This window comes from Cryobacterium sp. Hz7 (assembly GCF_004402815.1).
GTDB lineage: Bacteria > Actinomycetota > Actinomycetes > Actinomycetales > Microbacteriaceae > Cryobacterium > Cryobacterium sandaracinum.
Map to the genome: position 1 here is coordinate 169,830 of NZ_SOFB01000053.1, position 14,221 is coordinate 184,050.

Here is a 14,221-nt window from a genome sequence, read left to right on the forward strand (position 1 = left end):
AGTCGTGTGACTGCGATCCCAGCGTGATGCCGGGGAGATTGTGGGGTGCTACTTGAGGTACGCCGCGAGTTTGGCTCGTGCGGCACCGTGGCTTACGCGTGCGCCTGCCGGACGCGCTGACGCGTTCAGCGCGCTTTCGTGGGCACGCTTGGCCTTGGCTGCATGGTCGGCGCTGGTCTTGCGTCCGTGACTGCGTGCCCATTCGTCCCGGAGGTTAGCGCCGAGCTTGGTGAAGACGGCCGGATCGTTGAGCGGGCGCGCATTGTTGTGACGAGGAATGAGAGCTCCGATGGTTCAGGGTGCGACCAGGTCAGCTGTGGTCAGCCGTGGACGCACAGAATGGTGGATGCAAGCTAGGACCAGGGACCGAAGCTCTGAGGCTCTACGGTCGACCTGGTGACTTGGGGAAGCCGGCCAGCTGCGGAGGCGGTTTCCCTGCCTCTACCTTTTATATACCACATTGAGGTACCCTGCTGCGGCTGTTATTGGCGCTAATCAGGCCTTTTGCGCCAAGTCGTTGCGCAACTGTTGCGTGGGAGTCGTCGTGGGAGCCGGCGGGCTCGCGGCAGTCGCGGAAGCCGGCGGGCTTGGCGGGCTGGGGGCAGGTGGGCATACACCCCTTGAGTGCACCTGTATGTCTTATCTCTTATGTATTACTACTTGTACAGTTACAAAATACACACAGGTGCACTCGAGGGGTGTATGCCTGGAGGCCCGCCGGCCACAACAGGGCCTATTCCGCGAGCTTTGCAGCCGTCACGACTTCAGCACGACCTCGCGGAAGCCCCAGACCTGATTGTCACGGCGCTTCGCGCCAGTCTTGGGGTCGCTTGTCAGCGTCCACCGACGCACGTGCCCGTAGCCTTCGGCCACCATTGCCGCGATGAACTTGGTCATGGACATTGCGGGGACACCAGAGGGCACTGATGCACAGTAGGCGTTGTACAGGTCGGTCTGTGGCGTGAACATCCAGACCAGTCCCACGCCGTTGGTCAGCCGCGTAGCCACGAACCGTGCAAAGTCAGGGCCGGACTCATCCCGGAGACTGACCGAGAAGCCGTAGGAGCCGCGTCGGCGTGACTCGGGGACACCAGCAGCGCGCAGTGCACTGTAGATGTGGGTGTTGGTCGGGTACGACAGCTCGTCAGGCACCGCGACGCCGTGGGCTTCGAGGTCGTCGGCTTCCGCGTCGATCATCCGTGCAACTGCGCTCAGGATCGCGGTGCGTGACATCCAGCCCTCACCAGCAACCAGGAGTTCACTGGTGAGAGCGTCGCCCAGCTCGTCGGCGGTCATCGTGCTGTATGGGGTCATCACTTGAACTGGACCCCCATGATGACGGCACGTCCACTTGTGCCGGTGTAGCACGGGTGACCCGCGTCATCCAGGAGACGCTTGAGCACAGGCGCGGTGACCTTGTAGCCGAGGGCGTGAGCGCGGGCCTGCACGTCACGGGCATCTACGTGGTCGTGGGCCTTAGCCGGCTTGAGGACAGTGGTGAAGAGGTCGGGCACAAGCCCGGTGGTGGGTGCGGACATGAGGAACTCCTGAGTTGGAGCGAACAGCTGGTATGCGACCTGTTTATTCAGGAGTTGGGTCGTGTGCACCGTTGGGGTGCGTTGTTGTGCTATGCACCACTATGGCGCACACCGGGGACATTCACGGGCAAAACTGGGGCAATACCGGGAACTCCCGTGGAATCCCCGTACTGATGTAATGGGAAGTTCCCCTGCAGGAACCTCCATTTGGTGGGCGCGGCCCCGCAGGGCAGTTCGGAAATGATCGCCCCCATCGTGGCGATGCGGCTCAGCAGGGCGTCGTGGCCGCTCGGATAGTAGCGGTCCACTCCCCCAGCGAGGAACGCGACGGTCAGCCCCGAGCTGGCCAGTGCCGCCCGGTGCGCCATGCCGTCAATGCCGTACGCCGCCCCGGAGACGATGAGGAAGCCGCGGTCGACGAGCCCGGCGGAGGCCTCCATCGTCACATGCTCGCCGTAGCCGGTGGCCGCGCGGGCACCCACCAGGGCGATCGAGTTGGACAGCGCCGTCAGAGCGGTCGGGATGCCCCGCCACCAGAGTGCGATCGGCGCGTGGACTGCCAGGTCGTCGACGCCTCTCGGCCAATGTGCATCAGTGGGCACCAGGAGCCCGGCGGACGCGCGCGCCGCCTGCTGCAGGGAACGGATCACCTCGGCCGAGGATAACCGCGGCCGCCAGCGTTGCAGGGCCTGCTCCAGTAGAGCCTGCAGGTCGTCGGTCAGTGGCAACCCCGTTGCGGCCAGCGCGCCCGCGAGCCGGGCCCCGGTCCACAGGTCGAGGACGGCACTGAGTGCCGGCCCGGCCCCCAGCCCCTGCACGAGCAGTCCGGCGGCGCCGTCGCCCGGCTCCGAGATGCCGGTCCACGCGGCGCGCGCGAACACATCGGCGGCGGCCGCGGCATCCGTCGGGCCAGACCCGGCGGATGCCCGCACGCCCCCGGTCAGCGCAACCACCGTGGATTCCTCCAGCCCAAACAGCATCATGACGTCATTCCCTTCCGCAGGTACAAGGCCTGCCCTACCTGTTCAATGCCGGGCCGGGACACGCCCTCGAGGTCGGCGATGGACCAGGCCACCCGCAGTACACGGTCATATCCGCGCATCGTGATGCCTCCGCGTTCAAGCGCCCGGTCAAGGATGGCCGTGGCCGCTCTGCCCAGCCGGGCCTGGGGGCCGCGCAGCCAGGGGCCGGGCACATCGGAGTTCAGCGTCCACGGCGTGCCGGCGAGGCGCTGGGCCGCGGCGGCTCGGGCCTCGATCACCCGTCCGCGGGCGACGGCGCTCGCCAGTCGGGGCGTCTCGGTGGCCAGCCGCAGCTGGGCGGCAGTGATGCGCTGCACCCGCAGCTGAATGTCGATACGGTCCAGCAGCGGTCCCGAAATGCGCGCCAAGTACCGTCGCCAGGAGCTCGGCGGGCAGGTGCAGTCCAGGTCAGGGGCGCCGTACTGCCCGCAGGGGCACGGGTTGGCCGCCATCACCAGCTGGAAGCGGGCCGGGAAGTGAGCGACCGCGTTGGCGCGGTGAATGCTGATCACCCCGGATTCCAGCGGCTGCCGGAGCGCGTCGAGCACCGCCGAGGCGAATTCGGGAGCCTCATCGAGGAAGAGCACCCCGTGCGAGGCGCGCGCCGCCGCGCCAGGCCGGACCTGCCCGCTGCCTCCGCCGACCATGGCCGCCGCCGTCGCCGTGTGGTGCGGGGCCTCAAGCGGCGGGCGGGTGATCAGGGCGCGCCCGACGGCGCGGCCGCTGAGCGACCGCATGGAGCTGACCTCGAGGGAGGCCTCAGCGTCGAGGTCGGGCAGCAGTCCGGGCAGCCGGGCCGCCAGCATGGTCTTGCCGGCGCCGGGCGGCCCCACCATGAAGACGTGGTGACCGCCGGCCGCCGCGATCTGCAACGCCAGGATCGCATCGTCATTGCCGATGATGTCGACCAGGTCGGGTTCGGCCGTCTCCGCCGCGGCGTCGCCGGGAACGAGGATGGGGTCAACCGGGATCGGTTCGAGTTCGGCGCCATGCCAGATGGCGGCGTCCCGCAGGGAGGCGACACCGATCACCCGCACGCCCGGCACGAGGGACGCCTCATCGACGTTGCCGGCGGGCACCATCACCGTGCCGTGGCCAAGCCGGGAGGCCGCGATCACCGCCGGGAGCATGCCCGGCGTCGGCCGCAGCCGTCCGTCGAGGGCCAGCTCGCCGATGTGCACCACCCGGCCCACCGACGCGGCCGAGACCACCTGGTCGGCCCCGAGGCAGGCCAGCGCGATGGCCAGGTCGAAGCCCGACCCGTGCTTCGGCAACGACGCCGGGGAGAGGTTGATGGTGAGCTTGTTGCGGGTGAGCGGACAGCCCGAGTTCTTCGCCGCCGCCCGCACCCGCTCGGTGGCCTCCGACAGGGCCGCATCGGGCAGCCCGATCAGGATGATCCCCGGCAGCTGCCCGGAGATGTCGGCCTCCACCTCGACCAGTGCCCCGGTCATCCCGGCCAGGGCCACCGCATGCGTGCGGGCGAGCCCCATCAGCACACGCCCGTCAGGTGCTCGATCACGGGCTCGGTGCCGGGACGGATGATCACGGCGATGGCGTCGACACGGATGCGGGCGGGCCGGGCATCCGCCTGTTCGCACCACGCCGCCGCGAGGCGACGCAGCCGGGCGAGCTTGGCGACAGTGATGGCCTCGAACGGATGCCCGAAGCGGGTTCCCGAACGCGTCTTCACCTCGACGAAGACGACCTCTCCCCCGAGCTCGGCGACCAGGTCGATCTCACCCTGCCCGCAGCGCCAGTTGCGCTCCACGACCCGGTAGCCGGCGGCGGCGAGGAAGAGGGCGGCGCACTCCTCGCCCTGCCTGCCCAGTTCGTCTTTGCGTGCCACGAGCACCTCCGCCCCCAGCGTGCCGGGTAGGCGCTCCCGGCACTCGCGGGGTCGAGAAGCTGTGCGGTCGGCGGCGCGGCCGCGTCTGGGGAGGACCACCCCCGGCCCGGCCTTCAGCACCACCGTCCCGAACGAATTCGACGCCGGCACGGCGGTCCGTCTGTGCTGACCAGCGTCCACGCGGTGCAACCAGCTCTGCCGTTCCGGGAGCGACACAACCAATCGATCAGGACTCCCCCAGCTACAGCCCCAGCGCGGCGAGCGCCGCGTCCATCCGCTCGGCGAGGGCTGCGTAGCCGGCGTCATTGGGGTGCAGGCCGTCGTCGGCCATCCACTCGGGGTGCCCGTCGAGCCAGTAGGAGGCGCCGGAGATGTAGTCTGCGTCGGCGCCGAGCGCGGCCGCCTGAACCCAGCCGATGATCTGCTCCACGGAGTCCGGGCGCTCCTCGGTGTACCAGAACGGCTCCACGACGATGAGGCGCGCCTCTGGCAGGGCCGCCCGGATCGTCTCGAAGTCGCGGGTGATCGCCGCCTCGATCTCGTCGGCGCGGGACGGCATCGAGAAGTTGTCGTTGAGCCCCATGGTGCTGATCACGATGTCCGGCCTGGCAGCGATGACCTGGTCGATCAGATCATCCTCCCGCCGCTGGTTCACGAAGCCGAGGCCGTTGCGGCTCGGGTTGACCTCGGTCCAGTCGCGCTCTGCCGAGACGATGGTCGACCAACGTTTGTCCGTAGCCGAGCCGCCGGTGCCGCGCGTGTAGGAGTCGCCGTAGAAGGCGACCACGGTCTCGCCGGGGCCGCGGGCCGCGGGACCCGGGTCGGCCTCGCCCAGGCCGCGGCCCAGGACGCCGCTCTGGGCGAGCATTGCCAGGGCCACCGCCCCCGCGAGCAGCACGGCGGCGGCGATCCACACGGTGATCCAGAAGGCAGGGCGTCGTCGAGGGGTCATGACACTGATTCGGAGCCGGGCACCGGCAGGGTTGGCGGAACACGCCGGCCCGGCATGCTCAGCGCACCAACCGGGGCACCGAGGCGCCGGATGCCGCGTGTCCGGCGGCCGCGAACGCGGCATCCGTCTCGCGCAACACCCGCAGCACGTTGGCGCCGGCAAGAGCCGCGAGGTCGGCGGCCGACCAGTCGCGCCGGGCCAACTCGGACAGCAGCGCCGGGTAACCGTCGACGCCTTCGAGGCCGGCAGGGAACTCGTCGGTGCCGTCGAAGTCGCCTCCGAGGCCGATGTGGGCCATTCCGGCGACGCGGCGGGCGTGTTCGACGTGGTCGGCGACATCCGTCAGCGTCACGACCGGCGCCGGCCCGGCCCGGTCGCCCTCGAACCAGACCGAGTAGTCCTCGGACAGGAATTGGGGCACGAAGGTGAGCATGAGCACCCCGCCGTTGGCGGCCAGTCGGCACAGCACGTCGTCGGGCACATTGCGGGGGTGGTCACTGAGGGCCCGGCAGGAGCTGTGACTGAAGATGACGGGCGAGTCGGACGCGTCCAACGCCGCGTGCGCCGTGGCCGGGGAGACGTGCGAGAGGTCGACCAGCATGCCCAGCCGGTTGAGTTCGTGCACGTAGTCGACGCCGCGGGGTGTGAGGCCACCGTGCTCGGGTTCATCGGTGCCCGAGTCGGCCCAGGTCGTGTTGTGCACGTGGGTGAGGGTGAGGTAGCGCACGCCCAGCCGGGCGAACATGCGCAGCGCGGCTGGGGAGTCGTTGAGGCTGTGTCCGCCCTCGGCGCCGAGCAGGGAGGCGATGCGCCCGATCGCTCGGGCGGCCTCCACGTCGGCGGCACTGCGCGCGATGCCGAAGTCGTCGGGGTAGCGCGCGGCGAGGCGGTAGACCCAGTCGATCTGCTCAAGCGTGCCCTGCACGGCGTCGGCGCCTGTAAGGTCGTCGCTGACGTAGACCGACCAGAACTGCGCTCCGACCTGCCCTGCCCGCAGCCTGGCGATGTCGGTGTCGGTGGACAGACCGCCCCCGAGACCCTCCACGGAGTAGTCGCGGCTCTGCCGGCACTCCCACGCCCAGTCGTTGTGGCCGTCGATCAGCGGGGCCAGGGCCAGCGCCTGCTCCACGACGACGGATGCCGCGGCGGGCGCGGACGGAACCGGTGTGCTTATGCCCCCACGCTAGTGCCGGCCGGCACGGGCGGGGAGCGGAAGCCACCTACAGTTGAACGGGAACTGGTGAACCGGCCCAGTCGAGGCTCGGCATGCCCCCGACGGCCTGAATCAGACTTGGACCAGTTAGGACCCCCTCTCATGATGGGTGCACACCATGCCATGACCGGCGCCGCCGCCTGGATCGCCGTCACGGCGACCGCCGGGCACGGCCTCGGGCTCTTTCCTGTGACGCCCGTCGGCACGATCGCCGGCTCGCTGCTCTGCGCCGGGGCGGCCCTCCTCGCCGACGCCGACCACAACTCGGCCACCATCTCGCAATCCGTCCCCGTGCTCGGCCGGCTCGTCACCACGGGGATCTCCCGGGCCTCCGGCGGCCACCGGCACGGCCTGCACAGCCTGCTCGGCCTGTTCTCGGCGTGGCTGCTCGCCACCGTGATCGGTCTGGTGCTCTGGGAGCCCGGCTGGGCCACGGAACCGGTGCGCGTCGGCCCGGCCCTGATGAGCGCCGCGGCGATCGCGTTTGCGGCCAAGGTGCTCGGCCTCTCGAAGCAGTCGTGGGGGCTGGCCTGGGCAATCGGCTTCGCCGTGGCGGCTTTCATCGCCGTTTTCGCCCCGGAGCAGCACTCGTGGTTCGTGATCTGCTTCACACTGGGCTACGGCGTGCACCTTCTGGGCGACCTGCTCACCACCGGCGGGCTGCCCCTGTTCTGGCCGTGGATCCCGAAACCGCCCAGATGGTGGTGCCGGGTGCCGGTGCTCGAGAATCTGTGGTCATCGGGCGGCTACCTGTCCGTGCCGGTGCTGGGCAACGCCGGCTCCCTGCGGGAGTGGCTGCTGCTGATCCCGGTCACCGCTTATGCGGGCTACGGCGTGCTGTTCGCGCTGCTGGAGACCTGGGGCGTCAACCTGGAGGCCGCGCTGGTGGACATTGCCGGGGCGCTGCCCCTGTAGCGGGGCAGAAGACGCCGGGACATCCGTCGGTCGCCCCTGTTCACCTCGTAGGCTGGAGGCATGGGACTGCGTAATCGGCTGACGGATCTGCAGATGAAGACGATGAGCGTGCTGCACCGCGCGGTGCTGACGGCCTCCGGCGGGCGCCTGCTCGCCTCGTTCGGGTCGATGCCGGCGGTCGAGCTGCACACCATCGGCCGCTCCAGCGGCAAGCGTCGCACGACCATGCTCACCGCCCCCGTGCACGGGCACCAACGCTTCGTGCTGATCGCCTCGAAGGGCGGCGACGACCGCCACCCGCAGTGGTATCTCAACCTGGTCGCGAACCCCGACGTCGAGCTGACCGTGCGCGGCACCACCCTGAAGCTGCGGGCGCGAACCGCGTCCCCCGCGGAAAAAGCCGAGCTGTGGCCGCAGATCGTGGCGGCCTATCGGGGCTACGACGGCTACCAGCAGAAAACCGGCCGTGATATCCCGGTCGTGATCTGCGAGCCCCGGCCGCGCTGACCCGAACCCGGGCCAACGCCGCTCGGTGACTCAGACCAGGGCGACCGGCTCGATCAACACCTTCGGGAACACCGGCGGATGCACGCCCGCCATCTCCTCGAGCACCCGGATGACCTGGCAGCTGTACCCGTATTCGTTGTCGTACCAGACGTACAGCACGGCCTTCGTGTCGGTGCAGATGGTGGCCAGGCCGTCGACGATGCCGGCCCGGCGGGAGCCGAGGAAGTCGCTGGAGACCACCTCGGGCGAGTCGATGTAGTCGATCTGCTTGTGCAACTCGGAGTGCAGCGACATGGTGCGCAGGTAGGTGTTGAGCTCGTCCTTGGTGGTGCCCTGCGTGAGGGTGAGGTTGAGGATCGCCATCGACACGTCGGGCGTGGGCACCCGGATGGCGTTGCCGGTGAGCTTGCCGGCCAGCTCGGGCAGCGCCTTGGCGACGGCCTTCGCGGCCCCTGTCTCGGTGATCACCATGTTCAGGGCGGCGCTGCGCCCGCGGCGGTCGCCCGAATGGAAGTTGTCGATCAGGTTCTGGTCGTTGGTGAACGAGTGCACCGTCTCCACATGGCCTTCCCGGATACCGAAGCGGTCGTTCACGGCCTTGAGCACGGGCGTGATCGCGTTGGTGGTGCAGGATGCCGCCGTGATGATGGTGTCGTCCGCGGTGATGGCGTCGTGGTTGATGCCGTGCACGATGTTCTTCAGCGCGCCCTTGCCCGGAGCCGTGAGCAGCACCCGGGCGACACCCGGGCAGGCCAGGTGCTGGCGGAGTCCGTCGGCGTCGCGCCAGCGTCCCGTGTTGTCGACCACGACAGCGTTCTGGATGCCGTATCGGGTGTAGTCGACGGTGGCCGGGTCGCTCGAGTAGATGACCTGAATCAGCGTGCCGTTGGCGAGGATCGTGTTGCCCACCGGGTCGACGGTGATGGTGCCCTCGAATGGTCCGTGCACCGAGTCGCGGCGCAGCAGGCTCGCCCGCTTGACGATGTCGTTGTCCGACCCGCGGCGCACCACGATGGCCCGCAGGCGCAAACCCTGTCCCCCGCCGGCGTGGTCGATCAGGATGCGCGCGAGGAGACGTCCGATCCGGCCGAAGCCGTACAGCACGACATCCGTGCCCGCGGTGACGAAGTCACCCTGCCGGTCGACGACATCCGCCAGCTCGGCCCGGAGGAATTCCTCCCGGCCGCGCCCGGCACCCTCGAGTTTGTAGGTCATGGCCAGCCGGCCGAGGTCGATCGACGCGGTCCCGAGCCGGAGGGTGCTGAGGGTCTGCAGCAGCGGCAGGGTCTCCTCCAGGGGCAGTTCCACATCGTCGATGTGGCGCGCGAAGCGGTGCGCCTTGAGCAGTCCGATCACCGACTGGTTGACCAGTCCCCGGCCGTGCACGCTCGTGACGACGTGATTTTCCCGATACAGACGGCCGATCAAGGGGATCATCTCTTCAGCGAGTGCCTCCCGGTTGATCCACGAGGCCAGAGCGCGATCAGATTCCTGAAGCAAAAGACATACCCTTCGTTCTCGACCGCATCGTTGCGCCGAGTGTGCAGACCCCCAGGCCTGAGTCTTCGTTGTGCTACTCGTCGAGCGCGAGTTCCTTCGGCAGTTCGAACTCCTTGGACGCGAGTTCCTCGACGTTGACGTCTTTGAAGGTCAGCACCCGCACCGACTTCACGAACCGGTCGGAACGGTAGACGTCCCAGACCCAGACATCTTTCATGGTCAATTCGAAGTAGAAGTCGTGCTCCGTGTCACGGCGCACCAGCTCGACCTCGTTCGCGAGATAGAAGCGCCGTTCGGTCTCGACGACGTACTGAAACTGCCCCACAACGTCTCGGTACTCTCGGTACAGGGCCAGCTCGACCTCGCGGTCGTAGTCCTCGAATTCATCTTCTTCCATGGTTCCTCAATCCTACGCTGTGATCTTCAGCCAGGATTTGCGATGCAGCAGAGTGGGTCCGAGCAGGGCGATCGCCGCCATGTGGGCGGGGCTGCCGTAGCCCTTGTTGCCGGCCCACTCGTAGCCGGGCGTCACGGCATCCGCCTCGATCATCAGAGCGTCGCGGTGCACCTTCGCGATCACGGATGCCGCGGCCACCGACGCGCAGTCCTGGTCGGCCCGCACGCGGGTCACCACGTTGAGCGGAGTGCTCAGTGCCCTGTTCAGCCAGTCGTCGTTGCCATCCAGGAGCACCACGGCGCCGGTGATGTCGACCCCGGCCGCGAACAGCTGCGCGAGGGCCCGCTTGCCGGCCAGGCCGAGCGCGGCGATGATGCCCAGTCGGTCGACCTCCAGCGGCGTCGCGAGGCCGACCGCTGAGTGCAGCGCCCAGGCGACAGCCAGCGGCGCAAGGAGCCCGCGCCGGGGTTCACTGAGCATCTTGGAGTCGCGCAAACCGGCCGGGAAGGCCGAAGCTGAGGCGTTGACGACGGCCACACCTACCCCCACCGGACCGGCAAGGGCGCCGCGGCCGACCTCGTCGACGCCGATCACGCAGGTCGCCCCGGCGGCCAGCAACGCCCGTTCGACGTCGAGGGTCGGATCCACGACCATTCCCTACCTCGTCTCCGTGGGGACGCCCTGGAAGACCTCCGGGTAGTCGTCGAGCCAGGACCAGCGCGCGGTCGGCCAGCTGATCACGAGGGCGCGCCCGACGACGTTGTCGATGGGCACGAACCCCTTGCCGGGGGTCTCGGTGTTGTAGCGGGAGTCCTTGGAGTTGTAGCGGTTGTCACCCATCACCCAGAGCGAGCCGTCCGGCACGACGATGTCGAAGTCGTCCTGCGAAACGCTCGTCTCCCCGGTCGGCAGAGACACATAGGGTTCGGACAGAGGCACGTCGTTGACGCTCATCTGGCCGAGCGGGTTGCAGCAGGTGACGTGGTCGCCCGGCAGCCCGATGACGCGTTTGATCAGGTGGTCGTTGCTGTCCGGCGCCGACAGCCCCACCGCGGCCATGACCCAGTCCACGGCGGCGATGACGGCGTTCTGCTCGAGGGGCGCCTGCGGCAGCAGCCAGCCGCCCGGATCCCGGAACACGACGACGTCGCCGCGTTCGACCGGGATCAGTTTCGGTTCGAGCTGGTTCACGATGATCCGGTCGTTGATCAGGAGGGTGGTCTCCATCGACCCGGAGGGAATGTAGAACGAGCGCACCAGGAACGTCTTGATCAGGAACGAGATGAGCAGCGCCACCACGAAGATGACCAGCAGGTCACGTATAAAGAGTGCAACGCCGCGCTTCTTGCGCTTTGTTTCTGTTCCCTGGCGATTGGATCGCGTGGGCAGAGAATTATCTGTCATTAAACCGCCTGAGCTCCTGACCCAGTGTACGGGTGAGGAGCTCAGGGGGAATTCAGCGCAAGCTGGAAGTCGACTGCGACGGGTGTTAGTCGCGCTTCTCCTTGATCTTGGCCTTCTTGCCGCGCAGGTTGCGCAGGTAGTACAGCTTCGCGCGACGCACGTCACCACGGGTGACGACCTCGATGCGGTCGATCACCGGGGAGTGCACCGGGAAGGTACGCTCGACGCCGACCTGGAAGCTGACCTTGCGTACGCAGAACGTTTCGCGCACGCCTTCGCCGGAGCGTCCGATGACGACTCCCTGGAAGACCTGCACACGAGAGCGAGCGCCCTCAACGATGTTGACGTGGACCTTGACGGTGTCGCCGGCGCGGAACGCCGGAATGTCCTTGCGGAGGGATGGGGCATCCACCTGGTCGAGAATATGCATACTGTTCGCTCTCTGTATCCGCCACAGGACGACTACGGCTTATGCGATCCGACACGCGAGGCGAGCGAATCAGCAAATGAATGAGTGTGTTTCGTGCCGATACCTTGCAGCTCCCCTGTGGCAGAGGCTTGCCACGGCACAAGCGATGATTATGTCACGAAACGCACCATGCCCGCAAAAGCTGGGTGAAGGTCAGGCCTCCGGCGCCTGACCGTGCTTCTTCCCGGATTCCTTCTTCTCGAACGACTCCCCGGGCGGGCGGAGTGAATGCTCGCGCACGATGATGACGGAGGGATCCGGCGTGGGGATGAAACCGTCGGTCGGCGGCAGCGTGGGCGGCACGGTCGGCAGGAACGCGGGGCCCCTCGCCGTCTCCTCGACCAGGAGCATCATGGCCCGCATGCTGCGGCGGGCGGCGGCGATCAGCTCCCAGATGGCGAACCAGAACGCGCCGATTCCGACCACGATCACCAGCGCGGCGAGGCCCGGTGCGACGTCGTAGGTAAAGCCCATGCCCACGATCAGGGCGTGCCAGAGCGTGAGGATGCCCACGTCGGCCCACGACACCATTCGGGTGCTGCGCACCTCGGTGCGGGCGAAGAAGATCAGGCTCACGGTGAGCAGGCCCACACCGACCACGAGGCCGCCGAAGAAGCTGCCGACCACGTCCCAGCCGCCGCTGCCGTAAACGGAGGCGCCGACCAGGAGCCATGCCGGAAGCACGAGGACGGCAATGAACTGCCAGTAGTAGAAGAACCTGCGTACGAACACGAAACCAGACTACCCGGGCGACCTGCTCCGGCGAGCTCAGTTCGCTGGCGGCAGAAGGTCCGGGCGCACCCGGGCCGTGCGCAAGAATTGCTGCTCCCGCCGCCACGCCGCGACGGCGCCGTGGTTGCCACTGAGCAACACCGACGGAACGTCGAGGCCGCGCCAGGCCGCGGGCTTCGTGTAGCTCGGATATTCGAGGAGGCCGTCCTCGTGGGATTCCTCGACAAGGCTTTCCGGGTTGCCGACGACCCCCGGGATCAGACGACCGACGGCCTCGATCATGGCCATCACGGCCACCTCTCCCCCGTTGAGCACGTAGTCGCCGAGACTGACCAAGCGCACCCGGCCGTCCTGCTCGAAGTGGTCGAAGACCCGCTGGTCGATGCCCTCGTAGCGTCCGCAGCCGAAGATGAGGTTCGATTCCTCGGCCAACTCCCGGGCCATGGCCTGCGTGAACAAATCCCCAGCCGGGGACGGGAAGATCAGGAGCGGACTGGCATCCGTCGCCGTCGTTTCGGGCATGACGGACGCATCCGGCGGCTCGGCACCCGGGTGCACGTCGGTGAGGATCGCGTCGATCGCGTCACCCCATGGCTCCGGCTTCATCACCATGCCGGCGCCGCCGCCGTAGGGCGTGTCGTCGACGGAGTGGTGCCGGTCGTGGGTGTGGTCGCGCAGGTTGTGCACCCGAAGGTCGATCAGCCCCGATTGCCGGGCCTTGCCGACCAGGGAGACGTCGAGGACGGAGAAGAACTCCGGAAAGATCGTGATGATGTCGATACGCACGGGAGAAGTCTACGAGCGAACGAGCGTGGGTTCGGCAGGCTCGGTCGCCTCGGCGGCCACCTCCGCGTCGACGTCGACTGCTTCACCGGATGCCGGGGCGCGGTTCACATGGGTACGGTGCGAGAAGTAGATTGGCAGCGCGGTGAAGAGGATGGCGCCCAGGACGTTGCCGAGGAGCACCGGGGCCTGGTTCCATACCCACCACTGCCCGACCGTGACGTCGGCGCCGAGCATGATGCCGGCCGGGATCGCGAACATGTTGACGATCGCGTGCTCGAGGCCGAGGCTGAAGAAGGTCGTCACCGGCAGCCACATCGCGAGGATCTTGCCCCCCGTGGACTTGGACGTATAGAACATGATGGTGCCGATGGCGACCATCCAGTTGCAGAGCATGGCCTTGATGATCACGACAAGGATGCCGCCGGCACCGACCGCCTCGTAGGGCAGCACCTTGTGCTCGGCGAGGTCGATGATGGCCTGGACCATCGGGTCGGACATGTCCGTGCCCAAGTAAGTGATCGACGTCGTGTAGAGGAAGGCGTACAGTCCGGCCCCGAAGAGGTGGGCGAGAATGACCACGAAGAAGTTCCTGAGTCCCCGGGTGACCGTCGTGCGCCTTTCCATGATCGCAAGCGGGACAAGGGCGAAGCTACCGGTGACCAGCTCGAGGCCCAATAGCAGGATCATCGCGAATCCGACCGGGAAGAGCACGGCCCCGACGATCGGCAGCCCGGTCTGGGCCGTGGCGGTTAAGGCGACGGTCGTGGCCGCTCCGAGAATCGCCCCGGCAAGCGCACCCCGCATCACCATTTGCCCCAGGGTCAGTTGCGTTTTAAGCATGCCAGAGTGAGTGATGTCATCGACGAGTTGGCTCGGTTTAACGTACGACATGCGACGGTGCTCCAATAAGAGGTCTGCCGCGTCGTGACGAGGTGGG

General features: G+C 67.8%; 17 protein-coding genes. 2 read left to right on the forward strand and 15 right to left on the reverse strand.

Annotated elements, in window-relative coordinates:
• Nucleotides 1–756: 756 nt before the first annotated feature.
• The 7 genes from E3N86_RS13445 to E3N86_RS13475 all read right to left on the reverse strand — a co-directional run bounded on the left by E3N86_RS13445 (nt 757) and on the right by E3N86_RS13475 (nt 6,490).
• Nucleotides 757–1,314 carry a hypothetical protein gene (locus E3N86_RS13445; RefSeq protein WP_134512138.1) on the reverse strand — a complete coding sequence of 186 codons (558 nt, stop codon included), beginning with the start codon at nt 1,312–1,314 and terminating at the stop codon, nt 757–759.
• Complete coding sequence (locus tag E3N86_RS13450) at nt 1,314–1,538, reverse strand: hypothetical protein (RefSeq protein ID WP_134512139.1); 225 nt, start codon at nt 1,536–1,538, stop codon at nt 1,314–1,316. The genes E3N86_RS13445 and E3N86_RS13450 overlap by 1 nt, the downstream gene beginning before the upstream one ends.
• A gap of 89 nt (nt 1,539–1,627) precedes the next feature.
• The gene (locus E3N86_RS13455; protein ID WP_134512140.1) at nt 1,628–2,521 is read right to left on the reverse strand and encodes a DNA-processing protein DprA; all 894 of its coding nucleotides are present in this window, start codon (nt 2,519–2,521) and stop codon (nt 1,628–1,630) included.
• Nucleotides 2,518–4,053, reverse strand: coding sequence for a YifB family Mg chelatase-like AAA ATPase (locus tag E3N86_RS13460; RefSeq protein WP_134512141.1), 1,536 nt, complete (start codon nt 4,051–4,053; stop codon nt 2,518–2,520). The genes E3N86_RS13455 and E3N86_RS13460 overlap by 4 nt, the downstream gene beginning before the upstream one ends.
• Nucleotides 4,053–4,409 carry a YraN family protein gene (locus E3N86_RS17470; protein WP_134512142.1) on the reverse strand — a complete coding sequence of 119 codons (357 nt, stop codon included), beginning with the start codon at nt 4,407–4,409 and terminating at the stop codon, nt 4,053–4,055. Before E3N86_RS17470 ends, E3N86_RS13460 begins: the two co-directional genes overlap by 1 nt.
• A 241-nt stretch (nt 4,410–4,650) precedes the next feature.
• On the reverse strand, nt 4,651–5,361 hold the full coding sequence (locus E3N86_RS13470; protein WP_166785098.1) for an SGNH/GDSL hydrolase family protein: 711 nt from the start codon (nt 5,359–5,361) through the stop codon (nt 4,651–4,653).
• Between the two features lie 58 nt (nt 5,362–5,419).
• Complete coding sequence (locus tag E3N86_RS13475) at nt 5,420–6,490, reverse strand: dipeptidase (protein WP_134512143.1); 1,071 nt, start codon at nt 6,488–6,490, stop codon at nt 5,420–5,422.
• Nucleotides 6,491–6,676: 186 nt separating this feature from the next.
• On the opposite strand from E3N86_RS13475, the gene E3N86_RS13480 reads away from it, so the two are divergent.
• Together E3N86_RS13480 and E3N86_RS13485 are read left to right on the forward strand one after the other, a co-directional pair.
• On the forward strand, nt 6,677–7,489 hold the full coding sequence (locus tag E3N86_RS13480) for a metal-dependent hydrolase (RefSeq protein WP_134512144.1): 813 nt from the start codon (nt 6,677–6,679) through the stop codon (nt 7,487–7,489).
• A gap of 60 nt (nt 7,490–7,549) precedes the next feature.
• Nucleotides 7,550–7,996, forward strand: coding sequence for a nitroreductase family deazaflavin-dependent oxidoreductase (locus E3N86_RS13485; RefSeq protein ID WP_104103135.1), 447 nt, complete (start codon nt 7,550–7,552; stop codon nt 7,994–7,996).
• A 30-nt stretch (nt 7,997–8,026) separates the two neighbouring features.
• Here E3N86_RS13485 and E3N86_RS13490 read toward each other — a convergent pair whose 3' ends face one another.
• The 8 genes from E3N86_RS13490 to E3N86_RS13525 all read right to left on the reverse strand — a co-directional run bounded on the left by E3N86_RS13490 (nt 8,027) and on the right by E3N86_RS13525 (nt 14,175).
• Nucleotides 8,027–9,496, reverse strand: a complete 1,470-nt coding sequence (locus tag E3N86_RS13490; protein WP_134374264.1) for a glyceraldehyde-3-phosphate dehydrogenase — start codon at nt 9,494–9,496, stop codon at nt 8,027–8,029.
• A 73-nt stretch (nt 9,497–9,569) separates the two neighbouring features.
• The gene (locus tag E3N86_RS13495; RefSeq protein WP_066596196.1) at nt 9,570–9,893 is read right to left on the reverse strand and encodes a DUF2469 family protein; all 324 of its coding nucleotides are present in this window, start codon (nt 9,891–9,893) and stop codon (nt 9,570–9,572) included.
• A 12-nt stretch (nt 9,894–9,905) separates the two neighbouring features.
• A complete protein-coding gene (locus E3N86_RS13500; protein ID WP_134374266.1) occupies nt 9,906–10,547 on the reverse strand; it encodes a ribonuclease HII in 642 nt (213 codons plus the stop codon).
• 3 nt (nt 10,548–10,550) lie between these two features.
• Complete coding sequence (lepB, locus tag E3N86_RS13505) at nt 10,551–11,297, reverse strand: signal peptidase I (RefSeq protein ID WP_104103128.1); 747 nt, start codon at nt 11,295–11,297, stop codon at nt 10,551–10,553.
• A gap of 85 nt (nt 11,298–11,382) precedes the next feature.
• Complete coding sequence (rplS, locus tag E3N86_RS13510; protein WP_104195167.1) at nt 11,383–11,727, reverse strand: 50S ribosomal protein L19; 345 nt, start codon at nt 11,725–11,727, stop codon at nt 11,383–11,385.
• A 192-nt stretch (nt 11,728–11,919) separates the two neighbouring features.
• Nucleotides 11,920–12,498: an MFS transporter gene (locus E3N86_RS13515; protein WP_104103120.1), complete on the reverse strand. Its 579-nt coding sequence runs from the start codon at nt 12,496–12,498 to the stop codon at nt 11,920–11,922.
• 36 nt (nt 12,499–12,534) lie between these two features.
• A complete protein-coding gene (trmD, locus tag E3N86_RS13520) occupies nt 12,535–13,284 on the reverse strand; it encodes a tRNA (guanosine(37)-N1)-methyltransferase TrmD (protein WP_104103117.1) in 750 nt (249 codons plus the stop codon).
• Between the two features lie 9 nt (nt 13,285–13,293).
• On the reverse strand, nt 13,294–14,175 hold the full coding sequence (locus tag E3N86_RS13525) for a formate/nitrite transporter family protein (protein WP_134343031.1): 882 nt from the start codon (nt 14,173–14,175) through the stop codon (nt 13,294–13,296).
• Between the last annotated feature and the right edge of the window lie 46 nt (nt 14,176–14,221).

Coding starts and splice junctions, on each gene's coding strand:
- E3N86_RS13480 (WP_134512144.1), top strand. CDS start 6,677: ATGATGGGTGCACACCATGCCATGACCGGCGCCGCCGCCTGGATCGCC.
- E3N86_RS13455 (WP_134512140.1), bottom strand. CDS start 2,521: ATGATGCTGTTTGGGCTGGAGGAATCCACGGTGGTTGCGCTGACCGGG.
- E3N86_RS13460 (WP_134512141.1), bottom strand. CDS start 4,053: ATGGGGCTCGCCCGCACGCATGCGGTGGCCCTGGCCGGGATGACCGGG.
- E3N86_RS13525 (WP_134343031.1), bottom strand. CDS start 14,175: ATGTCGTACGTTAAACCGAGCCAACTCGTCGATGACATCACTCACTCT.
- E3N86_RS13495 (WP_066596196.1), bottom strand. CDS start 9,893: ATGGAAGAAGATGAATTCGAGGACTACGACCGCGAGGTCGAGCTGGCC.
- E3N86_RS13445 (WP_134512138.1), bottom strand. CDS start 1,314: ATGACCCCATACAGCACGATGACCGCCGACGAGCTGGGCGACGCTCTC.
- E3N86_RS13450 (WP_134512139.1), bottom strand. CDS start 1,538: ATGTCCGCACCCACCACCGGGCTTGTGCCCGACCTCTTCACCACTGTC.
- E3N86_RS13500 (WP_134374266.1), bottom strand. CDS start 10,547: ATGGTCGTGGATCCGACCCTCGACGTCGAACGGGCGTTGCTGGCCGCC.
- E3N86_RS13485 (WP_104103135.1), top strand. CDS start 7,550: ATGGGACTGCGTAATCGGCTGACGGATCTGCAGATGAAGACGATGAGC.
- rplS (WP_104195167.1), bottom strand. CDS start 11,727: ATGCATATTCTCGACCAGGTGGATGCCCCATCCCTCCGCAAGGACATT.
- lepB (WP_104103128.1), bottom strand. CDS start 11,297: ATGACAGATAATTCTCTGCCCACGCGATCCAATCGCCAGGGAACAGAA.
- E3N86_RS13470 (WP_166785098.1), bottom strand. CDS start 5,361: ATGACCCCTCGACGACGCCCTGCCTTCTGGATCACCGTGTGGATCGCC.